Genomic DNA, 20,987 nt, shown 5'->3' with positions numbered 1-20,987 from the left:
ACGAGACCATGTCGAAAGCACGCACATCGCCCATTCGCACCACTCTCGTTCATGCGGCCCTGATCTTCTACATGCTGATCGCCGTGTTCCCGGTGGCGCTGACGCTGATCAATTCGTTCAAGGATCGTAATGCGATTTTCCGCACGCCGTTGCAGTTTCCGACACCGGAAAGTTTCAGCCTCATCGGCTATGAAACGGTTCTGAAACAGGGCTCCTTCCTGACTTATTTTCAGAACAGCACCATCGTCACGGTGGTGAGCATCTTCCTTGTGATCCTGTTCGGTGCGATGGCAGCCTTTGCGCTCGCTGAATATCGCTTCAAGGGCAACACGCTGATGGGGCTTTATCTCGCCATCGGCATCATGATCCCGATCCGGCTCGGCACGGTTGCACTGCTGCAAGGCATGGTAGCCGCAGGTCTGGTCAACACGCTGACGGCGCTGATCCTCGTTTATACCGCGCAGGGCCTGCCGCTTGCGATCTTCATCCTGTCGGAATTCATGCGAACCGTGTCCGATGATTTGAAAAATGCCGGGCGAATAGACGGCATGTCGGAATATGCGATCTTCTTCAAGCTGGTGTTGCCGTTGATCAGGCCTGCCATGGCCACGGTCGCCGTCTTCACCATGATCCCGATCTGGAACGATCTCTGGTTCCCGCTGATCCTTGCGCCAAGTGAAGCCACCAAGACGGTGACGCTCGGTTCGCAGCTGTTCATCGGTCAGTTCGTCACCAACTGGAATGCGGTTCTGTCAGCGCTTTCGCTGGCGATGTTCCCGATCCTCGTCCTTTACGTCATATTCTCGCGGCAGCTGATCCGCGGCATCACCGCGGGGGCTGTAAAATGAGTTCTGCAATGCAAAATCCTGTTCGTGTTCTTTCCGCCGGGCTCGGCAATATGGGCCGCAGCCATGCGCTCGCCTACCACCGCAATCCAGGCTTCGAGGTCATCGGCCTCGTCAATCGCACCAAGGTTGCCGTTCCGGATGAACTGGCAGGCTATGAAACTCATCCTTCCTTCCATGAAGCATTGAAGGAACTGAAGCCCGATCTCGCCTGTGTCGCCACCTATTCGGAAAGCCATGCGGATTATGCCGTCGCGGCGCTGGAGCAGGGCGCGCATGTGTTCGTGGAAAAGCCGCTGGCAACGACGGTTGAGGATGCGCGTCGGGTAATCGACTGCGCACGCGCCAACGGGCGCAAGCTCGTCATCGGCTATATTCTGCGCCATCATCCGTCGTGGATGCGGCTTATTTCCGAGGCACGCCAGCTCGGTGGACCTTACGTCTTCCGCATGAATCTCAACCAGCAATCCAGTGGCGCAACCTGGGAGACGCACAAGAACCTGATGAACACCACGTCGCCCATTGTCGATTGTGGCGTGCATTATGTGGACGTCATGTGCCAGATCACTGACGCCAAGCCGGTGGAAGTGCGCGGCATGGGATTGCGCCTCTCCGACGAGATCAAGCCGGACATGTATAATTACGGCCATCTTCAGGTGTTGTTCGATGACGGCACGGTCGGCTGGTATGAAGCGGGCTGGGGACCGATGATGTCGGAAACAGCCTTCTTCGTGAAGGACGTCATCTCGCCGAACGGCTGCGTCTCGATCGTCATGAACGAGGCCGTGACCAAGTCCGACGATGTGGACGCCCATACCAAGACTTCGACCATCCGTGTTCACCGCGCCGAGCGCGGAGCAGATGGAAAGTTCCTGAAACCGGATACGGATCTCTCCATGGCCGACGAGCCCGGACATCAGGAATTGTGTGAACGCGAGCAGGCTTACATGCTGAAGGCCATTCGCGAAGATATCGATCTCAACCGACATATGGATGACGCGCTGCAATCGCTGCGCATCTGCCTTGCGGCAGATGAAAGCGTGCGCTCGGGCCAGCCTGTCAAACTGTAAGCCGGTAGAAATTAGAGCGGTTCCAGTTAAAACGGATTCGTGGAACCGCTCTATCTCTTTGTTTTCACGCATTATCCTACGCAAAACCGCTTCGCACTTTTGCTGGAAATGCTCTAAGGGAATTAGTTACGTGGGATCGCTGCTACTCAAATCGGTACACAAGCGCTACGGCGCACAGGAAGTTCTGCAGGATATCAATCTTGAAGTGCAGGACGGCGAATTCATCATCTTCGTCGGACCTTCCGGTTGCGGCAAGTCAACGCTGCTGCGCTCCATAGCCGGTCTGGAAGATGTTTCTTCCGGCCAGGTGCTCATCAATGGCGATGATGTCACCGTCACGCCGCCTTCCAAGCGCGGCATCGCGATGGTGTTCCAGTCCTATGCGCTTTATCCGCACCTGACGGTCAAGGACAATATGGGGCTTGGCCTCAAGCAGGCAGGCACGGCCAAGGCTGAAATCGAAACACGCGTTTCGAAAGCTTCGGCAATGCTGTCGCTTGACCCTTATCTGGGGCGCCGTCCGGCTGAAATGTCAGGTGGCCAGCGCCAGCGCGTCGCCATCGGGCGTGCACTGGTGCGCGAACCGGAACTGTTCCTGTTCGATGAACCGCTGTCGAACCTCGATGCTGCACTTCGCGTGCAGACGCGGCTTGAAATCGCCAAGTTACACCGCGAGCTCAAGGCGACGATGATCTATGTCACGCATGATCAGGTTGAGGCCATGACGCTTGCGGACCGTATCGTTGTCCTCAATGCCGGCCGCATCGAGCAGGTCGGTTCGCCGATGGAACTCTATAACAAGCCTGACAATCTGTTTGTCGCGGGCTTCATCGGATCGCCGCAGATGAATTTCGTGGACGGCACCCGTGTTGGCGACACAGGAGCGAAGACGGTCGGTATCCGTCCCGAGCACATTTCCGTCAGCCGCGACAGCGGCAAATGGAAAGGCAAAGTCATCCACGCCGAACATCTCGGTGCCGATACGATCCTTTACGTCGAAACCGAAGCTGCAGGCCTGATTACGGTGCGGCTCTTCGGCGAACATCACTACAACGAAGGCGACATGATCTTCATTACGCCTGATGATAGCAAGACGCATCGGTTCGATGCGAACGGCAAAGCGATCCGCTGAACCGAACATTTCGCAGCTTCTTACCAAGCCTTACCCACAAGCCGCGCCCTCGGGTGCGGCTTTTCTTTTTGGAGAATCGGCGTCGTTTGATGGACGTAATTCTCGCTGGGATACATGGACAAAACGCCTCATGCTGAGTTTGTGAGAAACGAAAACCGTGCTCGAAAGGGCCGAAAGAGTACCAATAAGTACTGACGTTCTCGTCAATCAAAAGCAATATTATTGCGGTACTAGATAGTTAAACATTCCACTTAAAATCCCATCGAAATCACGGGAATAAGCTTGTTTCGTCCGGTGCACCTTAGCTGCGGCCAAAGCACGAGCGAACCCGTTTCACAAAAGAGTGCCGAAGCGGCCGAAAAATAATCTTGCTTTATTTTTGAACCCGTTCCACCCTGAAAACGGATGGTGCCGAAGGAGGAAATCGGCGCCATGTCGCATGGGAGGAACAAGGTCGGCAGATGTGACCAACAACGCCGACGATAGGGTTTCCGAAACGCACGGAACCAATCCGATATTCTCCCGTTCGACATTTTGTAAGTTCCCTAGGCCAGTTGCGAGGCCAGTTTCGAGGGTTACCCGCATGAGTGATGATGTCGTACTATCCCTGCATGTTCCCGAGCCGGAGTGGCGGCCTGGCGATGCACCGGATTTCTCCCATGTCAAAATCCCGCGTGCGGGAAGCGTTCGCAGGCCGGAAATCGACGAAAAGCCGGAAGCAATGCGCGATCTGGCTTTCAGCATCATCCGCGTTTTGAACCGCGAAGGCGAGGCGGTCGGCCCCTGGGCGGGCACCTTGACCGATGATGAGTTGAAAGACGGGCTTCGTCACATGATGATCCTGCGCGCCTACGATGCGCGTATGATGATGGCCCAGCGTCAGGGCAAGACCTCGTTCTATATGCAGCATTTGGGTGAAGAGGCGGTCAGCTGTGCTTTCCGCAAGGCATTGCGCAAAGGCGACATGAATTTCCCGACCTATCGTCAGGCCGGTCTGCTCATTGCCGACGATTATCCGCTCGTCACGATGATGAACCAGATTTTCTCCAACGAGCAGGACCCGTTGAAAGGCCGTCAGCTTCCGGTGATGTACTCGTCACAGGAACATGGCTTCTTCACCATTTCCGGCAACCTCGCGACGCAATATACGCAGGCCGTCGGCTGGGCCATGGCTTCGGCCATCAGCCACGATACGAAGATCGCGGCAGCATGGATCGGCGATGGCTCGACCGCAGAAAGCGATTTCCACGCCGCATTGGTTTTTGCTTCGACCTACAAAGCCCCGGTGGTGATGAATATCGTCAATAACCAATGGGCCATTTCCACCTTTCAGGGCATTGCGCGCGGCGGCTCCGGCACTTTCGCAGCACGCGGCCACGGCTTCGGCATTCCTGCCCTGCGTGTCGATGGCAATGACTATCTGGCCGTTCATGCGGTTGCCAAATGGGCTGTGGAACGCGCCCGGCGCAATCTCGGACCGACCATCATCGAATATGTGACCTATCGCGCTGGCGGACACTCAACCTCTGACGATCCATCCGCCTATCGTCCGAAGGCCGAAAGCGACGCATGGCCGCTCGGCGATCCGATCCTGCGGCTCAAGAACCATCTTATCAAGCGCGGCGTCTGGTCGGATGAACGTCACAAGCAGGCCGAAGCCGAAGTGATGGATCTGGTGGTGGCTGCACAGCGCGAAGCGGAAGCCATTGGCACTCTGCATGACGGTCGCAAGCCGTCGATGCGCGACATGTTTGAGGATGTCTATGCCGAAACGCCGCCGCATCTTATCCGCCAGCGTCAGGAGGCGGGGTTTTGAGCATTTCCAGGAAAAGTGTGAAGCGGTTTTCCGTTCGGAAATGCGGAGGAAATAATTCATGACCAAAATGACTATGATCGAGGCGATCCAGAACGCCCACGATATCGCCATGGAACGCGACAAGAAGGTCGTCGTGTTCGGCGAGGATGTTGGTTATTTCGGCGGTGTTTTCCGCTGTACGGCTGGCCTCCAGAAGAAATACGGCAAGGAACGCTGCTTTGACGCGCCGATCAGCGAGCTCGGCATTGTCGGCACCGCCATCGGCATGGCCGCTTACGGTCTTCGCCCCTGCATCGAAGTGCAGTTCGCGGACTATGTCTACCCGGCCTACGACCAGATCGTTTCCGAGGCCGCACGCCTACGCTATCGCTCTGCGGGCGAGTTCACCTGTCCTATCGTGATCCGCATGCCTTCCGGCGGCGGCATCTATGGTGGCCAGACGCACAGCCAGAGTCCGGAAGCGCTTTTCACCCATGTATCGGGCCTGAAGACGGTCATGCCGTCGACGCCTGCCGATGCCAAGGGACTGCTGCTGGCGGCCATCGAAGACCCTGATCCCGTTATCATGTTCGAACCGAAGCGTCTTTATAACGGTCCTTTCGACGGGCATCACGACCGTCCGGTGACATCCTGGAAGAAACATGATCTCGGTGATGTGCCGGAAGGCTATTATACCGTGCCGCTGGGCAAGGCTGCCATTCGCCGCGAGGGCAGCGACGTGACGGTGCTTGCCTATGGCACCATGGTCCATGTGGCGCTTGCCGCCGCCGAGGAAACCGGCGTCGATGCTGAGGTGATCGATCTTCGCACGCTGCTTCCACTCGATACGGACACCATCATGGCGTCTGTGAAGAAGACCGGGCGCTGCGTAATCGTGCATGAGGCGACGCTGACCTGCGGTTATGGTGCAGAACTTGCCGCACTCGTGCAGCGTGATTGCTTCTATCATCTGGAAGCGCCGATCCTCCGCGTTACCGGTTGGGATACGCCTTATCCGCATGCGCAGGAATGGGCCTATTTCCCCGGACCCGACCGGGTGGGCCGCGCGCTAACATCCATCATGGAAGCTTGAGGGGGAGGAAAGATGGCACATTTTACAATTAAACTCCCCGATGTTGGTGAAGGCGTTGCCGAGGCCGAATTGGTCGAATGGCATGTGAAGGTTGGCGATGTCGTGCGCGAGGACGATCTTCTCGCAGCCGTCATGACCGACAAGGCAACAGTGGAAATTCCATCGTCACGCGGCGGCAAGGTCATCGCCGTCAATGGTGAAGTCGGCGAGAAGATCGCTGTCGGGTCTGAACTCGTCCGTCTGGAGATCGAGGGCGGTGTGACGGAAGAGAAATCCGAAGGGAACGCAGAAGAACCGGCTCCGACTGCTGTTGAAACGGCCAAGCCGCAACCGGCGCCAACTCCCGAAACACCGGTTCTGTTGCAGACGCCGGTTCCTCCGAAGCCCGCTGCGCCGAAACGTGAGAGCGCAGGCCGCGCATTCTCTGGTGCGGGTCCAATACGCAGCGAAGGCGAAAGGCCGCTGGCAACACCGTCCGTCAGACTGCGCGCTCGCGATGCAGGCGTCGATCTGCGTCGTGTTCGCGGTACGGGTCCGGCGGGACGCATCACGCATGAAGATCTGGACGTCTTTTTCCAACAGGAAACAGGCGCGTCACCGGCTCTGTCCGGTTATGCAACCGACACCTCGGTCAACGAGATCAAGGTCATCGGCCTTCGCCGCAAGATTGCCGAACGCATGGCCGAGGCGAAGCGCCATATTCCGCATATTACCATCGTCGAAGAGGTCGATGTTACACAGTTGGAAGAGCTGCGTAGCGGCCTCAACAATGAAAAGAAAGAAGATCGCCCGCGTCTGACGCTTCTGCCTTTCATTATTCGCACTATCGTCAAGGCAGTGAAAGAACAGCCCGGTCTCAATGCGCATTTCGATGACGAGGCCGACATCATCCGCCAGTTTGGTGGTGTGCATATCGGCATCGCCACGCAGACGCCCAACGGTCTGATTGTGCCGGTGGTACGCCATGCGGAAAGCATGAGCGTGTTCGCTGCAGCTTCTGAGTTGTCGCGCGTTACTGACGCGGCGCGCAACGGTACGGCGAAGCGGGAAGAACTGACAGGTTCCACCATCACCATCACATCGCTTGGACCACTCGGTGCAATCGCCACGACACCGATCATCAACCGCCCGGAAGTCGCAATCGTCGGCATCAACAAGATGGCCGTGCGTCCTATGTGGGACGGCGTGCAGTTCGTGCCGCGCAAGATGATGAACCTGTCGTGCAGTTTCGACCATCGCGTGATCGACGGCTGGGATGCAGCGGTCTTCGTGCAGAAGCTGAAAAGCCTTCTGGAGACGCCCGCGATGATTTTTGTAGAAGGCTGATCGAATGAGCGAGATTTCCTGCAAACTCCTGATCATCGGCGGCGGCCCCGGCGGCTATGTATGCGGCATCCGGGCAGGCCAGCTTGGCATTGATACGGTGCTGGTGGAAAAGACACGACTGGGCGGCACGTGCCTCAATGTGGGCTGTATCCCATCCAAGGCTCTGATCCACGCAGCCGATGAATTCCACCACCTTTCCGTCTTTGCATCGAAGGGCGCGCTCGGCATTACGGCGCAGAATCCGGCCATTGATTTTGCCAGAACGCTTGAATGGAAAGACGGCATTGTGAGCCGTCTGAATGGCGGTGTCGCCGGTCTTCTGAAACGGTCGCGCGTGCGCATGTTCCATGGGCAGGCTCGCTTTCTCGACGGGAAGACCGTTCTCGTCGAAACCGATACCGGCCGCCAGACGATCCACGCCGAAAACATCGTGATCGCAACCGGGTCGGTCCCGGTGGAAATTCAGGCGCTGCCATTTGGCGGAAAAGTCATTTCGTCCACTGAAGCGCTGTCGCTGGAAAAGGTGCCGGAAAAGCTGGCCATCGTCGGTGGCGGCTATATCGGACTGGAAATCGGCACGGCCTTTGCCAAGCTTGGCGCGAAAGTCACTGTGGTGGAAGCCACTGACGGCATCCTGCCGCAATATGATGCCGAGCTGACGCGTCCGGTCATGGCGCGTTTGAAGGCGCTTGGCGTCGAAGTCCTGACCAGCACTTCAGCCAAGGGACTATCGAAGGATGAGGCAGGGCTTGAAGTCCTGACCGCCGACGGCGCTACGAAGACCATCGAGGCCGACAAGATCCTCGTCACTGTGGGCCGCAAGCCGCAGACCGACGGTTGGGGTCTCAGTGAAATTCGTCTCGATATGGATGGACGTTTCATCCGTATCGACGAGCGCTGCCGCACCTCCATGCGCGGTGTCTATGCCATCGGTGACGTGACCGGCGAGCCAATGCTTGCGCATCGTGCCATGGCACAGGGCGAGATGGTGGCGGAAATCATCGCAGGCGGCAATCAGCTTTGGGATAAGCGCTGCATTCCCGCCGTCTGCTTCACCGATCCGGAAATCGTTACGGTCGGGCTATCGCCGGATGAGGCACGCAAGGCCGGTCATGAGATTCAGGTGGGCATTTTCCCGTTTCAGGCCAATGGCCGGGCAATGACGATCGAGCGTGAAGACGGCATGATCCGTGTCGTTGCACGTGCGGATAATCACCTCATCCTCGGTATTCAGGCTGTTGGCGTCGGCATATCCGAGCTTTCATCATCCTTTGCGCAGGCGGTGGAGATGGGGGCAAGACTGGAAGACATCGCCGGTACGATCCACGCACATCCGACATTGAGTGAAGGCTTTGTCGAAGCCAGCATGAAAGCGCTCGGCCACGCGTTGCACATCTAGCTCTTCAACTTACGCTCGTGCCGCCAGAGGAAAATGGCGGCACCGGCAACCATGGCAGCAAGCGCAAACCATGTGATTGCATAGGAAAGATGGCTGTTACGGAATTTCACGACCGTCAGCCCGCCAATGGGAAGCGCTCCAGCGCTGGTAGTTGCATCGGCATCGATGAAATAGGGCGCAACAGGCCCCAGATTTTCCTTCAGCGCAAAGGCTGCGACATCGCGTGAATTCCAGTCATTGCGCGCCGGATCGTTCGGACGCAGGAAAAACCCATCCGGTTCCGGCATACGCAACAGGCCAGTTACGGTCGTTTCACCAGCAATCTGCGTTTCCATCCGCGATGACGGATCGCGCTTGTCGCTTGGAACAAAGCCGCGATTGATGAAGGTCAGCGCCCCATCGGGCGAACGCATCGGTGTCAAGACCCAATAGCCCGCGCCGCGCTCGGTCAGCGCATGGACCAGCACTTCCTTGTCGTTCAGATAGGTGCCGGTCAGCATGACATGACGATACTCGTCATCCTTCTGGTTGACGTTGGCCCAATCGTCCGGACCCGGCGCTGCAACTGGTTCGGCGTGAACGCGCGCATCGACCCTTGCGATGAGATCGAGCTTCCATTGCAGACGCTCCACCTGCCAGATGCCCAGCCCCATGAAGAGAATGAAGAAGAAGCCCACCAGAATCGTCAATAACCCCAGAAAGATGCCAGACTTCTTATTTTCCGGCTGTCCGTCGGTTTGAGCGGGCGAGGGCATAGCATTTCCTTGATGTCTGGATGAAGAGAGACAATTGCTATCCCTTACCCCAGACGTCTCCTTTTAAAAAGGGTAGGGCTGGAACAAGACCGTGATCGACACTGCCGACCAGCAAATATCGGAAAATAAAAAATGCAGCGCCTGCTGCGCTGGGATGCGAGCGACGCTGAAGAAAAACGTGATACGATTAATTAAACTCAGGCTAGTTTATGAATTCTGCGTCTGCGGTGCGAATAGCCACCCTTCGACAGGCGCAATACGTTGCAAACCTGTGTTTTGTCTTCGGAAGGCTTTGGCATCTGCTCATGAATGCGCAGCAAAATCTGCTGCGTAACTGTACGATCCTTTTCGGTAGCCGCAGGACCGATAATAATGCTCTTCATCGATCATTCTCCCTATCTTCTGGGCGCGAGACCGCTTTAGAGGCTATCTCGACCGATTATCAAGAATGTACGAATGAACTAAGTATTAACCAAATTTTACATCTTGACAAGCGCATTGGCGCAACAGTTTCCAACCTATTGGCAAGGCACAGCAAAAAGCCGAATCGCGTGTGCGATCCGGCTTTTTATAACTTGGATTTAGCAGTGATCAGTCGCGGTTGCCCGTCAGGATCTCGCGCTTGCCGACATGATTGGCAGGGCCGACCAGACCGTCCTTCTCCATACGCTCTACGAGCGAGGCAGCACGGTTATAACCGATACCGAGGCGGCGCTGGATATAGGACGTGGAGCACTTCTTGTCGCGCATCACGACCTTGATGGCCTGTTCATATACGTCATCACCATCTTCCGAACCCATCGAGGTTGCATCGAAAACCGCTGCGTCCTGCGTTGCGTCTTCGTCTTCCTCGTCTTCCGTGACGGTCGCCAGATAATCCGGACGTCCCTGTTCCTTCAGGTGGTTGACCACTTTTTCGACTTCCTCATCGGAAACGAACGGGCCATGGACACGGACGATGCGTCCGCCGCCTGCCATATGAAGCATGTCGCCCTGACCGAGAAGCTGCTCGGCACCCATTTCACCGAGGATCGTGCGGCTGTCGATCTTCGAGGTGACCTGGAACGAGATGCGGGTCGGGAAGTTTGCCTTGATCGTGCCAGTAATGACATCGACTGAAGGGCGTTGGGTTGCCATGATGAGGTGGATACCGGCGGCGCGGGCCATCTGGGCAAGACGCTGGACAGCACCTTCAATGTCCTTGCCAGCAACCATCATCAGGTCGGCCATCTCGTCGATGATGACCACGATGTACGGCATCGGCGTGAGGTCGAGCTCTTCCTGAATATAGGTCGCTTCACCCGTTTCCTTGTCGAAGCCGGATTGCACCGTGCACATCACGGTTTCGCCCTTGCCCTTGGCCGAGGCGGCACGGGCATTGAAGCCTTCGATGTTACGCACGCCAAGGCGGGCCATCTTGCGATAGCGTTCTTCCATCTCGCGCACGGCCCATTTCAGAGCGACGACGGCCTTTTTCGGATCGGTAACAACCGGGGTCAGCAGATGTGGAATACCGTCATAGATGGACAGTTCCAGCATCTTCGGATCAACCATGATCAGGCGGCATTCTTCCGGCTTGAAACGGTAGAGCAGCGAGAGGATCATCGTGTTGATGGCAACCGACTTACCTGAGCCGGTGGTGCCTGCCACCAGAAGGTGAGGCATCTTGGCCAGTTCAGCGATGATCGGCTCGCCACCAATACCCTTGCCGAGGCAAAGCGGCAGACGGTAATTCGATGCCTCGAAAGTGCGGCTATCGATCATTTCGCGCAGGTAAACAGTTTCGCGATTGGCATTCGGCAGTTCGATGCCGATGACATTGCGGCCGGGAACCACAGCCACGCGGGCGGAAAGCGCCGACATGGAGCGGGCGATATCATCGGCAAGGCCGATGACGCGCGAGGACTTGACGCCGGGCGCCGGTTCAAACTCGTAGAGCGTGACGACAGGGCCGGGGCGGACATGAATGATCTCGCCGCGCACGCCGAAATCCTCCAGCACGCTTTCGAGCAATCCCGCGCTGCGTTCCAGCATTTCCTGCGTGATCACATTTCCGTCCTGTTCGGGCGGCATCTGCAGAAGGTCTCGCGGGGGAAACTCATAGCTGCCGTGAATGACAGGCGTTTCGGCGCGGGGGAGGGGTTGCGGCTGGTACAATGCAATCGAAGGCGCTGCCTTGGCCGCAACGGGCTTTTCGATGACCGGCTCCGGAACCACTACTTCCTCGAAGACATGTTCTTCCGCTTCAGCAACGGTGAGTACAACTTCGTCCTCGGTGGCTTCGCCGATAACTTCGGGTGCGATCTCTGGCGCAGCCACAATCGGCTGCGGCGCGGGCGTTTCGACCTGAACGGTAGCAACAGGTTTCGGTGCAACCGTTTCAATTGGCGCAATGGCAACCGGTGCCTCTACGACTGGCTGAATCGTGGCTACTGCAGCTGGCGCCGGTTGCTTGTTCCATTCGCGAATACGGAACTGTGCCAGAATGGATTCAACGGTCGGCAAAGGCTTGCGCGGTTCTGCTGGAACAGCAGAAACCAGAGGCTCCGCCGGCACGATTGCCGTATCGATGTCGCAACCTTCCCAGAAAGCGAAGTCTGAAAGATAGGTGAAGGCCGATGGCTTGGCCGGATTTACAATGTCAGCCGCGACCGGTTCAACCGCAACTGGGGCTACTTCCAGAGCGGGCTCTGCAGAAGCTGCAACAACTGCCACAGGAACCGCAGGCATTGCGGGCGGCACCGGTGCTATTGGCGAGCGAACCATGCTCTGCGACACGGTCTTCTGCAATTGTGCGACAGCCATAGGCTGGGCTTCGGCAACCTTCTCGACGCTGATCTCTGGCGCAGCTTCAGCTTGAGTGCGCTCATTGATGCTCGGGAGTTCCTCGCCGCGACGACGCAAAAGCTCAACTTCTGGCGTACGGGTAAAACGAACATTCGCACCGAGCGAAAAATGGATTTTCCAGGCATCGTCACTGGCGGGATTTTGACTACCCGTCTGACCGCTAGGCTGCTTCGGGTCCTGAGCGTTCTCTGCACGATTTCCTGTAGACTGGGGGAAATTTTCTCTCAAATTACGCATGATACCTGAACCATAGATACTGTCGCCTGAATGAGCCCAAGTAATAAAAAATGAAGGTTAACAACCCCCTTCCGAAACGACCCAAAAGACAGAAATTTCTTGCGGGACATATATCCTCATGCATAGCCTCCCAAAGGCTATATTACCTTCGGTTGCATATATAAAATCAACAATATCAATCTAATAAAGATATTTCTTATATTGATTTATGCGCAATGCAACAATCAAAGGTAGTTTCCGCTGCCTGTTAATTCTGCAGCCGTGAACGGCATCCGGCGGCAGAGAGCCGTCAAGTCAGAGACTCACCGATCAGTCCCGTGCGAGGGCGACGACCGGATCGAGTTTGGAGGCGTTGCGAGCCGGAATAAAGCCGAATCCGATGCCGATCAGGCTCGAGCAGACAAGCGCAACCACGATGGAGGCGGGCGAATAGATGAGCTGGAACATCGAACTGAACTGCGCAAACAGCAGGCCGAATCCGGCAGCGATGAGAACACCAAGCACGCCACCGATCAGACAAACGAGAATCGCCTCGATCAGGAACTGCTGCAAGATATCGCTCTGGCGTGCGCCAATGGCCATGCGGACACCGATCTCGTTGATTCTTTCCGATACGGCGACAAGCATGATGTTCATGACACCGATGCCGCCGACAAAAAGCGATATGCCTGCAATGCTGGACACGAGAAGGGCAAGCGTCGCTGTCGTGGCCTGAATGGTCTTTTGCAGGCTGTCGGTATTGAAGACTGAGAAGTCCTTCTCGCCATGCCGTTTGGTCAGGAAGGCCGTAATCAGTTTTTCGGCTTCCGACGGGTCCATTGTGTCGGCGACGCGAACGAGGATCATCTGCAATGAACGTGAGCCGGTCATGCGTGTCTGCACAGTCGTGTAGGGCAGGTAGACTTCAAGCGTCTGCGCGCCACCCGGTCCGCGTTCCTCGGCCTTGACGACACCGACAATGCGCACTGGCACTTTGTTCAAAAGGATGATCTTGCCGATGACAGAGCCTACTTCATGGGGAAAGAGTGTCGTCTTGGCTGTTTCATCAACCACAGCCACCTGTTCCAGATCATCGACATTGCGCTGATCGAAAAACCGGCCTTCGAGCAACTTGCTGTTGCGTGTGACGAAATATTCCGCACCCACACCATTCACCGAAACGCTGACTTCCTTGTCGCCGACACGGATCGTGGAACTTGTCGAACCGGATGGCGTCGCAGCCACCACATAGGGCAGTTTCGCGATCTCCTTGGCATCGTCCAGATTGAGTGTTGTAATCTGCGCGGCTTTCAGGTCACCAAATCCCCTGCCGGGACTGATGTAGAGCGTATTGGTGCCAAGATCGCTGATCCGCTCCAGAATCTGCCGCTGTGACCCTTGTCCCAGCGCCACGACGCAGACGACCGATGCCGTGCCAATAATGATGCCGAGCATAGTCAGAAACGTGCGCAGCCGATGCGCATTCATCGACCGGAGCGCCATTGCGAATGCCTCGTTGAAGCGGTCGCGAAGCCCGGCCAGTAGCCTCGGCTTGGCCTGCTGCTGCTCAACCGGCACAGACATCACTCGCCGCTCGGTCTCACCGTTACGTGTGTCGGAGATGATTTCGCCATCGCGAATTTCGATGATGCGCTGCGCCCGCGCTGCAACCTGCCGGTCATGCGTGACGATGACGATGGTGCGTCCTTCGCGGTTCAGTTCCTGAAGGATGCCAAGGACTTCCTCGCCACTATGGCTGTCGAGCGCACCCGTGGGCTCGTCCGCCAGAATAACATCAGCATCGTTGATGAGGGCGCGGGCGATGGAAACGCGCTGCTGCTGGCCCCCGGAAAGCTGGCTGGGCCGGTGATGGGTGCGTTCGCCCATACCAAGCCGCTGAAGGATCATTTCAGCCTTTTCGCGCCGTTCCGCCTTTTTCTGGCCTGCATAAATGGCCGGGATCTCGACATTGCCTACGGCGTCCAGTTCACCAAGCAGATGATAGCGCTGAAAAATGAAACCGAAATGCTCACGCCGCAATTGTGCCAGCTCATCAGCTTCAAGCTCCGACGTAGCGCGACCGGAAATCAGATATTCGCCTTCCGACGGACGATCCAGACAGCCGAGAATATTCATCAGCGTGGATTTGCCCGAACCGGACGCGCCAATGATCGCCACCATCTCTCCGCGCTCGATGGTCAGGTTCACATGGTTCAGAACCGTCGTGAAGTCGTCACCTGACGGGTACTGTCGGGAAACGCCCTTGAGCGAGAGAAGCGGCGTATCGCTCATGTCAGAAACTGTCCGGGGCAGGAACGGTAACCTGATTATCGGTGACGACCTTATCCCCCTCGTTCAGACCCGAACGGATTTCGGTGTTGACCTTGTCGGTAATGCCGGTTTCGACCGTGCGTTCTTCGATCTTGTTGGTGCTTGTCACCACGCGAACCGTGGCCTTGCCCGGTTCACTCGTGTCCTTGAGAGCGGTCACAGGCGCAATCAAGGCGTCTTTTGCCTTCGCAAGCAGAACATGAACTTCGGTCGTCATGTAGGTTCTGAGCAGCCCATCCGGATTGGGAACGCTAAAAATACCCTTGTAGTAAATGGCCGAGGCAGTCGCCGAGCTCGATGCGCTCACAGCCGTTGTCGTGAAGCTTTTGTCACTGACGATAGAATCCGGAGCCGGTTCAATCTTTTCCAGCGTCGCGTCATAACGCTTCAGGTTTTGTCCCGATATGGTGAAATAAAGCGGCATTCCTTCGCGAACCTGAGTAACATCCGCTTCCGAAATGTCCGCCTCGACGGTCATCGTGTCGAGCTGCCCGAGAATAGCGATCGTCGGCGCGCTTTGCTGCGCGTTAACGGTTTGGCCTTCCTGAACCACCGTCGCAAGGATCGTGCCGTCAATCGGCGCTGTAATGCGGGTATAAGCGAGATTGGTTTCGGCGATCTGGACGTCGACTTTCGCCGCCGCAATCGCCGCTTCGCTGTTGGCGACCTGTGCTTCCTTCGACTTTACGGTGCTGACCGCCTTGTCGTAATCCGCACGTGCAACGGCATTCTTGCCGATCATCATCTGGTTTCGCGCCAGATCCTGCCTGGCCAGCTCCAGATCGGCAAGGTTCTGTGCACGGGTGGCTTCGTTCTGGCGAAGCGATGCCTGGGCCTTGTTCAGCTCGTTCTGCTGATTGGTCGAGTCAATCAGGGCAACGACTTCGCCAGCCTTTATCTGCTGGCCCGGTTTGACTTTGAGCGAGAGAATGCGGCCTGTCGCCTGCGCGCCGATGGCAACCAGATTTTTAGGCCGCAAAGTACCCGTTGCAAGAACCGAACTTTCGATTTCGCCGCGCTTGATTTCAGTCGTGGCGGGCAGAGGTTCTTCTTTCGTGAGGGAGCGGACGACAAAATAGCCCACGATCAGCAATGCGATGAGGACGGCCAGCCACAGGCGCCAGCGAAAACGACGTTTCGACTTGGGTTTCATAGTGGTCTCTTATCGGTTGTCAGCGGAGGAAGCGGCGGGGTCTTGACGATGCGCGGACCTGTATAACCGTCAACGACTTCAGGTTTCGCAACATCAATGATGCCGTTCCAGCCACCACCCAGTGCTTTCTGCAGGGCGACATAATTCAGGACCAGATCGGTCCGGGCCTGACTAAGGTTGGTTTCTGCGCTCAGAAGGTCGCGCTGCGCCGTCAGCACATCCACGAAGCTCTTCGTGCCAGCTCTATATTGTTCCAGCGTCAGCTCGTTGATCTTGCGGCTGTTGCCAACGATTTTCTGTAGCTGTGCGGTGCGCAAACGGTTCTGGTTGAGCGATACGCTGGCATTCTCGACTTCGCTGAGCGCCATCAGGATGGACTTCCGATAGGCGATAAACGACTGGTCGCGTGCCGCTTTCGCCGCGTCGACATCCGCATTCAGCTGGCCGCCATGGAAGATCGGTACGCTCAAACTTGGACCGAAAGCCCAGCTGATTGTCGACAGTTTTCCAAGGTCACCGAAATTGGCGCCGCCTGTATTGATGTTGCCGGTGAGCGAAATGCTTGGATAGAGGAGGGCCTGTTTCTGGCCGATGCTGGCAGTTGAACTTGCATAATCGCGTTCCGCTGCGCGGACATCCGGGCGGCTGAGCAGCAAATCGGCAGGCAGACCGGCTGAAATTTTGCGTGGGATCGCGGGTATCGGACGTGATTTGTCCAGAACGCTCGCCAGTGCCGAAGAAGACCGGCCAGTCAACACTGACAACTGATTGAGATATTGGGCGTAGCTGATCCGCAGACCCGGTATCTGGGCTTCAGTCGATGCTGCCTGTGTCTCGGCGCTCAAAAGATCAACCTGCGAGATTTGTCCGGCTTCCAGCTGGCTGCGCGTCAGTGCTACGGTCTGCCGCTGGGACGCTGCATTGCGCTGCGCAATGGCAATATTGGCCTGCGCACCGCGCAAGTTTGCATAGTTGGTTGCGATGTCGCCGATCAGCGTAACGAGCGCTGCCCGCAATTGCTCATTTGCGGATTCGACATTGTAGTAGGCTGCTTCCACACCGCGCCTGTTGCCGCCGAAAAGATCGAGTTCCCATTGGGTTTTGAAACCCATGCTCGACTGATTGGAGGCGAGAGTAGTTCCACTGTCAGATCGCGTGAAGCTTCCGCTTCCATCCAACTGCGGATAAAGCGCGCCACCGGCCGAGGTGTAATTGGCGCGGGTCTGCCGCACCTTCGCCTTCGCAGTAGCAACATCCGGGCTACCGGCAATTCCGTCCGCTATCAGCTGATCCAGAACCGGGTCTTTCAGGTTTTTCCACCAATCACCCAATTGAGGGGCACGCTTGTCAGCCTTGCTGTTCCAACCAGCAGGCGTCAGCACATTTGGCTTCTGATAGTCAGGACCAACGGTGACGCATGCCGCCAGCAATGGCAGGATACTTCCCAGTACAGTCAGGCGAACAAACGATGTCGTCAAAAAATTGGTCCTGAAATTTCAGCGCTGTCATCGATTCGGCATATGACTGCCCCGAAAACGAAGCGCCCTTATACCGGCAACGGTTGTGCCTAAGCAGCCCAAACTCGTGGGAGCGTGCCATGGGTCGCGCCGAGTCGCGGTTTTGCAGCATATTGCCATCCTTCGACTTCGACCATTAGGGAATGATCGAAGCCAAATGTGGCAATACACAGAAAATATCAGGATTTGATGTGGACCCCGTCAGAGGTTGCCGCGTCTAATCTTTGTTGCTTTCCAGCCAGTCGGCCAGCCAGCCGGCCAGCGAGCGGCGGTTTGCGGCGCGTCCGCGCATAGGTTCAGCCATGCACATGGAGTTGAGGACGGCTTCCTGCGTGCATTCAACTGCTGCGCGAAACAGCGTATCGATACGGTTTTCGTTGAGCACCGCGATCTCGACCACATCACGCGTTTCATCATGGTCGAATGTCACAGCCGTTGAAAAGCCGATGGCGATATCACCGCTTCCGTGGCCCCAGAATGCACCGAGGCGTGCCAGTCCCGCGCCACAGCGGCGGGTCACGCGCTTCAACTGGCGGTGTTCCATCGGAACATCTGTCGCCAGCACCAGAATGACTGAGCCTTTTTCCGGCTGTGCTTCGGCCTTCGGCGAAGGCCTGCGCCCGTCCGGAAGAACCAGATCACCGGCGCGGCCAAAATTGGTCAGCGCCAGAACACCGAGGTGATGCACCTTGCCGTCAAGTTCGAACTGGCGCGAGGATGTGCCGATGCCACCCTTGAAACCGAAACAGCTCATGCCGGTTCCTGCACCGACATTGCCTTCGCTAACGTCCGTTCCCGCAATCTGCAAGGCTTCCTGCGCATCGGCTTCCGTGACGGCCATGGCCTGAATGTCGTTGAGCGGACCGTCATTGCATTCCAAAACGACTGGATTGACGGTCGCCGTGGTGCGTCCGATATCGGGATTGCCTGCAATCGCCTCTCGGATCAACGCATTGGCGCAGGTTCCGACACCAAATGTATTGGTGAGCAGGATCGGCGTTTCCAGCGTGCCCAGTTCCTCAACCTGCACGAGACCGGTGCTTTTGCCAAAACCATTGATGACATCGCAGGCGGCCAGCACCTTGCGGCGATATATGTTGCCGTCATGTGGGATGATTGCTGTCACGCCGGTATTGATATCGCCGTTGCGCAAGGTGCGGTGCCCCACGCGCACGCCCGGCACATCGGTGATGGCGTTGTTATCGCCCGGCTGCATGATGCCGCAGATGATGCCGTAGTCGCGTGCCTTGCCTGTCATGGTTATTTCCGTGTGCTGGCCTCGATAATGCGCATGAGCAAGGCCCGCATCGACGGGCCTTGCTCTAAGATTCTATCGTTTTGCAGAAAACAGGTCTTGTTCGCAACCTTGCAGGCAAAACCCGTTCGTTAGTTACGACTGAAGTACCGGCTCCGATCCCGTGCGAGCCATATCCATGTAGATCTCCTGCAAACGGCGGGTGATCGGCCCCGGCTTGCCGTCGGAAATCGTATGATCCTGAATGCCGATGATTGGCGTCACGAAGCTTGATGCGCTCGTGAGAAACGCTTCCTTGGCGGCCTTCGCCTCATCGACCGTGAACAGGCGCTCTTCAATGCGAAGGTGCTGTTCTTCCGCGATCTTGATCACGGCGCGACGCGTGCAGCCAGGGAGGATAGCGTGCGAATTCGGCCGCGTTACCAGCACATTGTCATTGGTGATGATGAATGCCGTCGATGAACCGCCTTCGGTAACGAAGCCGTCTTCAACCAGCCAGACTTCATGGTAGCCCCTGCTCTTGGCCTGCTTCTTTGCCAGCACCTGCGCCAGAAGCATGACAGTCTTGATGTCGCGGCGCGCCCAGCGCGTATCCGGTGCAACATCCACCCTTACGCCATTCTGGACCGACGGCGAATTGGCGAGGTTCTTGGCCTGCGTGAACATGACGAAATTCGGCTTGATGTCGTCAGTATAGACGAAATCGCGTTCGGCTTCGCCGCGCGTCACCTGCATATAGACGACGCCTTCATGCAGTTCATTGCGCTTCATCAGCTCGATCTGTGCGGCGCGAATGGCGTCCAGCGAAGCAGGCAACGGAATTCCGAGTTCCCTGACGGAGCGCTCCAGACGGGCGAGGTGAAGTTCGTTATCAACAAGGCGGCCATCGATGACAGCACTGACTTCGTAAATACCGTCACCAAACAGAAAGCCGCGATCGAAAACCGACACTTTCGCCTCGTTCTCAGCAACGAAAGCGCCGTTCAAATAAATTACCCTGGCCAAAACACGTCCTCGGACATCTATGTGATTGATTGTGCGCACCCCGAAAAACGTGAAGCGGTTTTCGGAACAGATGCGCGTTTAACAGTTTTGCCGGACGGTATGGAAAAAGCTTGGGAGCTGCCAATGCTATGTTTTGCAATCACTATGCAGAAATTGCATAAGGGGTAAGGCAGCAGGAAAAAGGTCTCGTTCAAGCCGAACCAAACATACTGCCCTATTGCCATACTGCCTTATTGCCCTTTGCTGGAAAGGCCCCGACCCAATGGAACTGAAATGGCTGGAAGACTTCATCGCGCTGGCGGCAACGTCCAGTTTCTCGCGCGCGGCGGATACCCGGCATGTGACGCAATCCGCGTTTTCCCGTCGCATCAAGCAGCTTGAACTCTGGCTTGGCGTTACTCTCGTCAATCGCGCGACTTTTCCTGCAGAGCTTACTCGCGAGGGACGAACCTTCCTGCCAGTCGCGCAGGATACCGTTCGCCAGTTCTACAACACACGCAAGGCGCTGCAGCCGAGCCGCGAGGTCCAAAACCCCGTCCTCACGTTTTCCGCCTTGCACACGCTGACAGTCACATTCTTTCCGCACTGGCTGAAGCAGATCGATGACGATGTCGGCAGTATCCGCTCGCAGCTCAGTCCGGATCGGGGTGGTTTCGAGGACAATATCGCGACGCTGACGGAAGGAGAGGTTCATTTCTTCCTGACCTATGCGCATAATTCAGTGCCGATCCTGATCGACCGCACGCAGTTTCCGTACATCGTACTCGGTACGGAACGGCTGATGCCGGTCTCGCGCCCGTCTCCGACAGGCCCGATCCTCGATCATGCCGTTGCCAGCGGGGAGCCATTGCCATATCTGAGCTATGGTGACTTTTCCTTCTTTGGCGCTGCCCTGTCGCAGAAATTTGCATCCGGTACCGCGTTCAAGCGTCAGGTAGTTCACGAAAACACCATGTCGATCGGTCTGAAGGCCATGGCGCTTGCAGGCTGGGGGATGGCCTGGCTGCCCGAAAGCCTTATCTATGACGAACTGCAACGTGGCGAACTTGTGCCAGCCTCAACTGATCCCTATTGGGATTTCACGGTCGAGGTCCGTATCTATCGTCACGATGCGGCACTTCCGGCCCATGCCGAGAGCTTCTGGGAATATTTGCAGGCAAAAGATCGGGCAATATCTGAAAAGGGCGATTGACAGCAGCCCATCGTCGGCGCTGTAAAAGGCAGCATATCTTCAGCCGGTAGCAGGGG

Annotated in this window: 15 protein-coding genes and 2 pseudogenes; 8 read left to right on the top strand and 9 right to left on the bottom strand. The window is 56.8% G+C overall.

Annotation, left to right across the window (positions count from 1 at the left end; translation table 11 throughout):
• The first annotated feature begins 8 nt into the window (after nt 1-8).
• The 7 genes from CES86_RS26145 (at nt 9) to lpdA (ending at nt 8,660) form a co-directional block, all read left to right on the top strand.
• Nucleotides 9-848 carry a carbohydrate ABC transporter permease gene (locus tag CES86_RS26145; protein ID WP_010658746.1) on the top strand — a complete coding sequence of 280 codons (840 nt, stop codon included), beginning with the start codon at nt 9-11 and terminating at the stop codon, nt 846-848.
• Nucleotides 845-1,915, top strand: coding sequence for a Gfo/Idh/MocA family protein (locus tag CES86_RS26140; protein ID WP_094515806.1), 1,071 nt, complete (start codon nt 845-847; stop codon nt 1,913-1,915). Before CES86_RS26145 ends, CES86_RS26140 begins: the two co-directional genes overlap by 4 nt.
• Nucleotides 1,916-2,045: 130 nt before the next feature.
• On the top strand, nt 2,046-3,047 hold the full coding sequence (locus tag CES86_RS26135) for an ABC transporter ATP-binding protein (protein WP_094515805.1): 1,002 nt from the start codon (nt 2,046-2,048) through the stop codon (nt 3,045-3,047).
• 583 nt (nt 3,048-3,630) lie between these two features.
• Nucleotides 3,631-4,863 (top strand): 3-methyl-2-oxobutanoate dehydrogenase (2-methylpropanoyl-transferring) subunit alpha, encoded by a 1,233-nt coding sequence (locus CES86_RS26130; RefSeq protein ID WP_012092949.1) that lies wholly within the window; start codon nt 3,631-3,633, stop codon nt 4,861-4,863.
• A gap of 58 nt (nt 4,864-4,921) precedes the next feature.
• A complete protein-coding gene (locus CES86_RS26125; RefSeq protein WP_010658750.1) occupies nt 4,922-5,935 on the top strand; it encodes an alpha-ketoacid dehydrogenase subunit beta in 1,014 nt (337 codons plus the stop codon).
• A gap of 12 nt (nt 5,936-5,947) precedes the next feature.
• Entirely contained in the window at nt 5,948-7,261 is a 1,314-nt protein-coding gene (locus CES86_RS26120; RefSeq protein WP_094515804.1) for a dihydrolipoamide acetyltransferase family protein, read from the top strand.
• Between the two features lie 4 nt (nt 7,262-7,265).
• Nucleotides 7,266-8,660, top strand: coding sequence for a dihydrolipoyl dehydrogenase (lpdA, locus tag CES86_RS26115; RefSeq protein WP_094515803.1), 1,395 nt, complete (start codon nt 7,266-7,268; stop codon nt 8,658-8,660).
• On the opposite strand, the gene CES86_RS26110 is transcribed toward lpdA, so the two are convergent.
• The 9 genes and pseudogenes from CES86_RS26110 to CES86_RS26075 all read right to left on the bottom strand — a co-directional run bounded on the left by CES86_RS26110 (nt 8,657) and on the right by CES86_RS26075 (nt 19,739).
• Nucleotides 8,657-9,415 carry an SURF1 family protein gene (locus tag CES86_RS26110; protein ID WP_094515802.1) on the bottom strand — a complete coding sequence of 253 codons (759 nt, stop codon included), beginning with the start codon at nt 9,413-9,415 and terminating at the stop codon, nt 8,657-8,659. The two genes, lpdA and CES86_RS26110, sit on opposite strands and share 4 nt — an antisense overlap.
• Before the next feature lie 197 nt (nt 9,416-9,612).
• On the bottom strand, nt 9,613-9,798 hold the full coding sequence (locus CES86_RS26105; protein ID WP_010658754.1) for a hypothetical protein: 186 nt from the start codon (nt 9,796-9,798) through the stop codon (nt 9,613-9,615).
• Nucleotides 9,799-10,006: 208 nt separating this feature from the next.
• Nucleotides 10,007-12,031 (bottom strand): annotated as a pseudogene (locus CES86_RS26100) (DNA translocase FtsK); the annotation flags it as partial.
• A 65-nt stretch (nt 12,032-12,096) separates the two neighbouring features.
• A pseudogene (locus CES86_RS28340) lies at nt 12,097-12,499 on the bottom strand (DNA translocase FtsK); the annotation flags it as partial.
• Nucleotides 12,500-12,808: 309 nt separating this feature from the next.
• A complete protein-coding gene (locus tag CES86_RS26095) occupies nt 12,809-14,770 on the bottom strand; it encodes a MacB family efflux pump subunit (protein ID WP_010658756.1) in 1,962 nt (653 codons plus the stop codon).
• Nucleotide 14,771: 1 nt separating this feature from the next.
• On the bottom strand, nt 14,772-15,962 hold the full coding sequence (locus CES86_RS26090; protein WP_094515800.1) for an efflux RND transporter periplasmic adaptor subunit: 1,191 nt from the start codon (nt 15,960-15,962) through the stop codon (nt 14,772-14,774).
• Nucleotides 15,959-17,440 (bottom strand): efflux transporter outer membrane subunit, encoded by a 1,482-nt coding sequence (locus CES86_RS26085; protein WP_114048006.1) that lies wholly within the window; start codon nt 17,438-17,440, stop codon nt 15,959-15,961. Before CES86_RS26085 ends, CES86_RS26090 begins: the two co-directional genes overlap by 4 nt.
• 256 nt (nt 17,441-17,696) lie before the next feature.
• The gene (locus tag CES86_RS26080) at nt 17,697-18,737 is read right to left on the bottom strand and encodes a DmpA family aminopeptidase (protein ID WP_094515799.1); all 1,041 of its coding nucleotides are present in this window, start codon (nt 18,735-18,737) and stop codon (nt 17,697-17,699) included.
• A 132-nt stretch (nt 18,738-18,869) separates the two neighbouring features.
• Complete coding sequence (locus CES86_RS26075) at nt 18,870-19,739, bottom strand: D-amino-acid transaminase (protein WP_094515798.1); 870 nt, start codon at nt 19,737-19,739, stop codon at nt 18,870-18,872.
• A 262-nt stretch (nt 19,740-20,001) separates the two neighbouring features.
• Between CES86_RS26075 and CES86_RS26070 the strand changes: the two genes are divergently transcribed.
• Nucleotides 20,002-20,931 (top strand): LysR family transcriptional regulator, encoded by a 930-nt coding sequence (locus CES86_RS26070; protein WP_094515797.1) that lies wholly within the window; start codon nt 20,002-20,004, stop codon nt 20,929-20,931.
• The last annotated feature ends 56 nt before the right edge of the window (nt 20,932-20,987 follow it).

It is taken from the genome of Brucella lupini (assembly GCF_002252535.1).
GTDB classification, from domain to species: domain Bacteria; phylum Pseudomonadota; class Alphaproteobacteria; order Rhizobiales; family Rhizobiaceae; genus Brucella; species Brucella anthropi.
This window is presented reverse-complemented; position numbering and strand designations above follow the sequence as displayed.

Excerpts from the sequence above, each read along its gene's own strand:
- CES86_RS26145 (WP_010658746.1), top strand. The coding sequence starts at position 9 with ATGTCGAAAGCACGCACATCGCCCATTCGCACCACTCTCGTTCATGCG.
- CES86_RS26140 (WP_094515806.1), top strand. The coding sequence starts at position 845 with ATGAGTTCTGCAATGCAAAATCCTGTTCGTGTTCTTTCCGCCGGGCTC.
- CES86_RS26130 (WP_012092949.1), top strand. The coding sequence starts at position 3,631 with ATGAGTGATGATGTCGTACTATCCCTGCATGTTCCCGAGCCGGAGTGG.
- CES86_RS26125 (WP_010658750.1), top strand. The coding sequence starts at position 4,922 with ATGACCAAAATGACTATGATCGAGGCGATCCAGAACGCCCACGATATC.
- CES86_RS26120 (WP_094515804.1), top strand. The coding sequence starts at position 5,948 with ATGGCACATTTTACAATTAAACTCCCCGATGTTGGTGAAGGCGTTGCC.
- lpdA (WP_094515803.1), top strand. The coding sequence starts at position 7,266 with ATGAGCGAGATTTCCTGCAAACTCCTGATCATCGGCGGCGGCCCCGGC.
- CES86_RS26110 (WP_094515802.1), bottom strand. The coding sequence starts at position 9,415 with ATGCCCTCGCCCGCTCAAACCGACGGACAGCCGGAAAATAAGAAGTCT.
- CES86_RS26105 (WP_010658754.1), bottom strand. The coding sequence starts at position 9,798 with ATGAAGAGCATTATTATCGGTCCTGCGGCTACCGAAAAGGATCGTACA.
- CES86_RS26095 (WP_010658756.1), bottom strand. The coding sequence starts at position 14,770 with ATGAGCGATACGCCGCTTCTCTCGCTCAAGGGCGTTTCCCGACAGTAC.
- CES86_RS26090 (WP_094515800.1), bottom strand. The coding sequence starts at position 15,962 with ATGAAACCCAAGTCGAAACGTCGTTTTCGCTGGCGCCTGTGGCTGGCC.
- CES86_RS26080 (WP_094515799.1), bottom strand. The coding sequence starts at position 18,737 with ATGACAGGCAAGGCACGCGACTACGGCATCATCTGCGGCATCATGCAG.
- CES86_RS26070 (WP_094515797.1), top strand. The coding sequence starts at position 20,002 with ATGGAACTGAAATGGCTGGAAGACTTCATCGCGCTGGCGGCAACGTCC.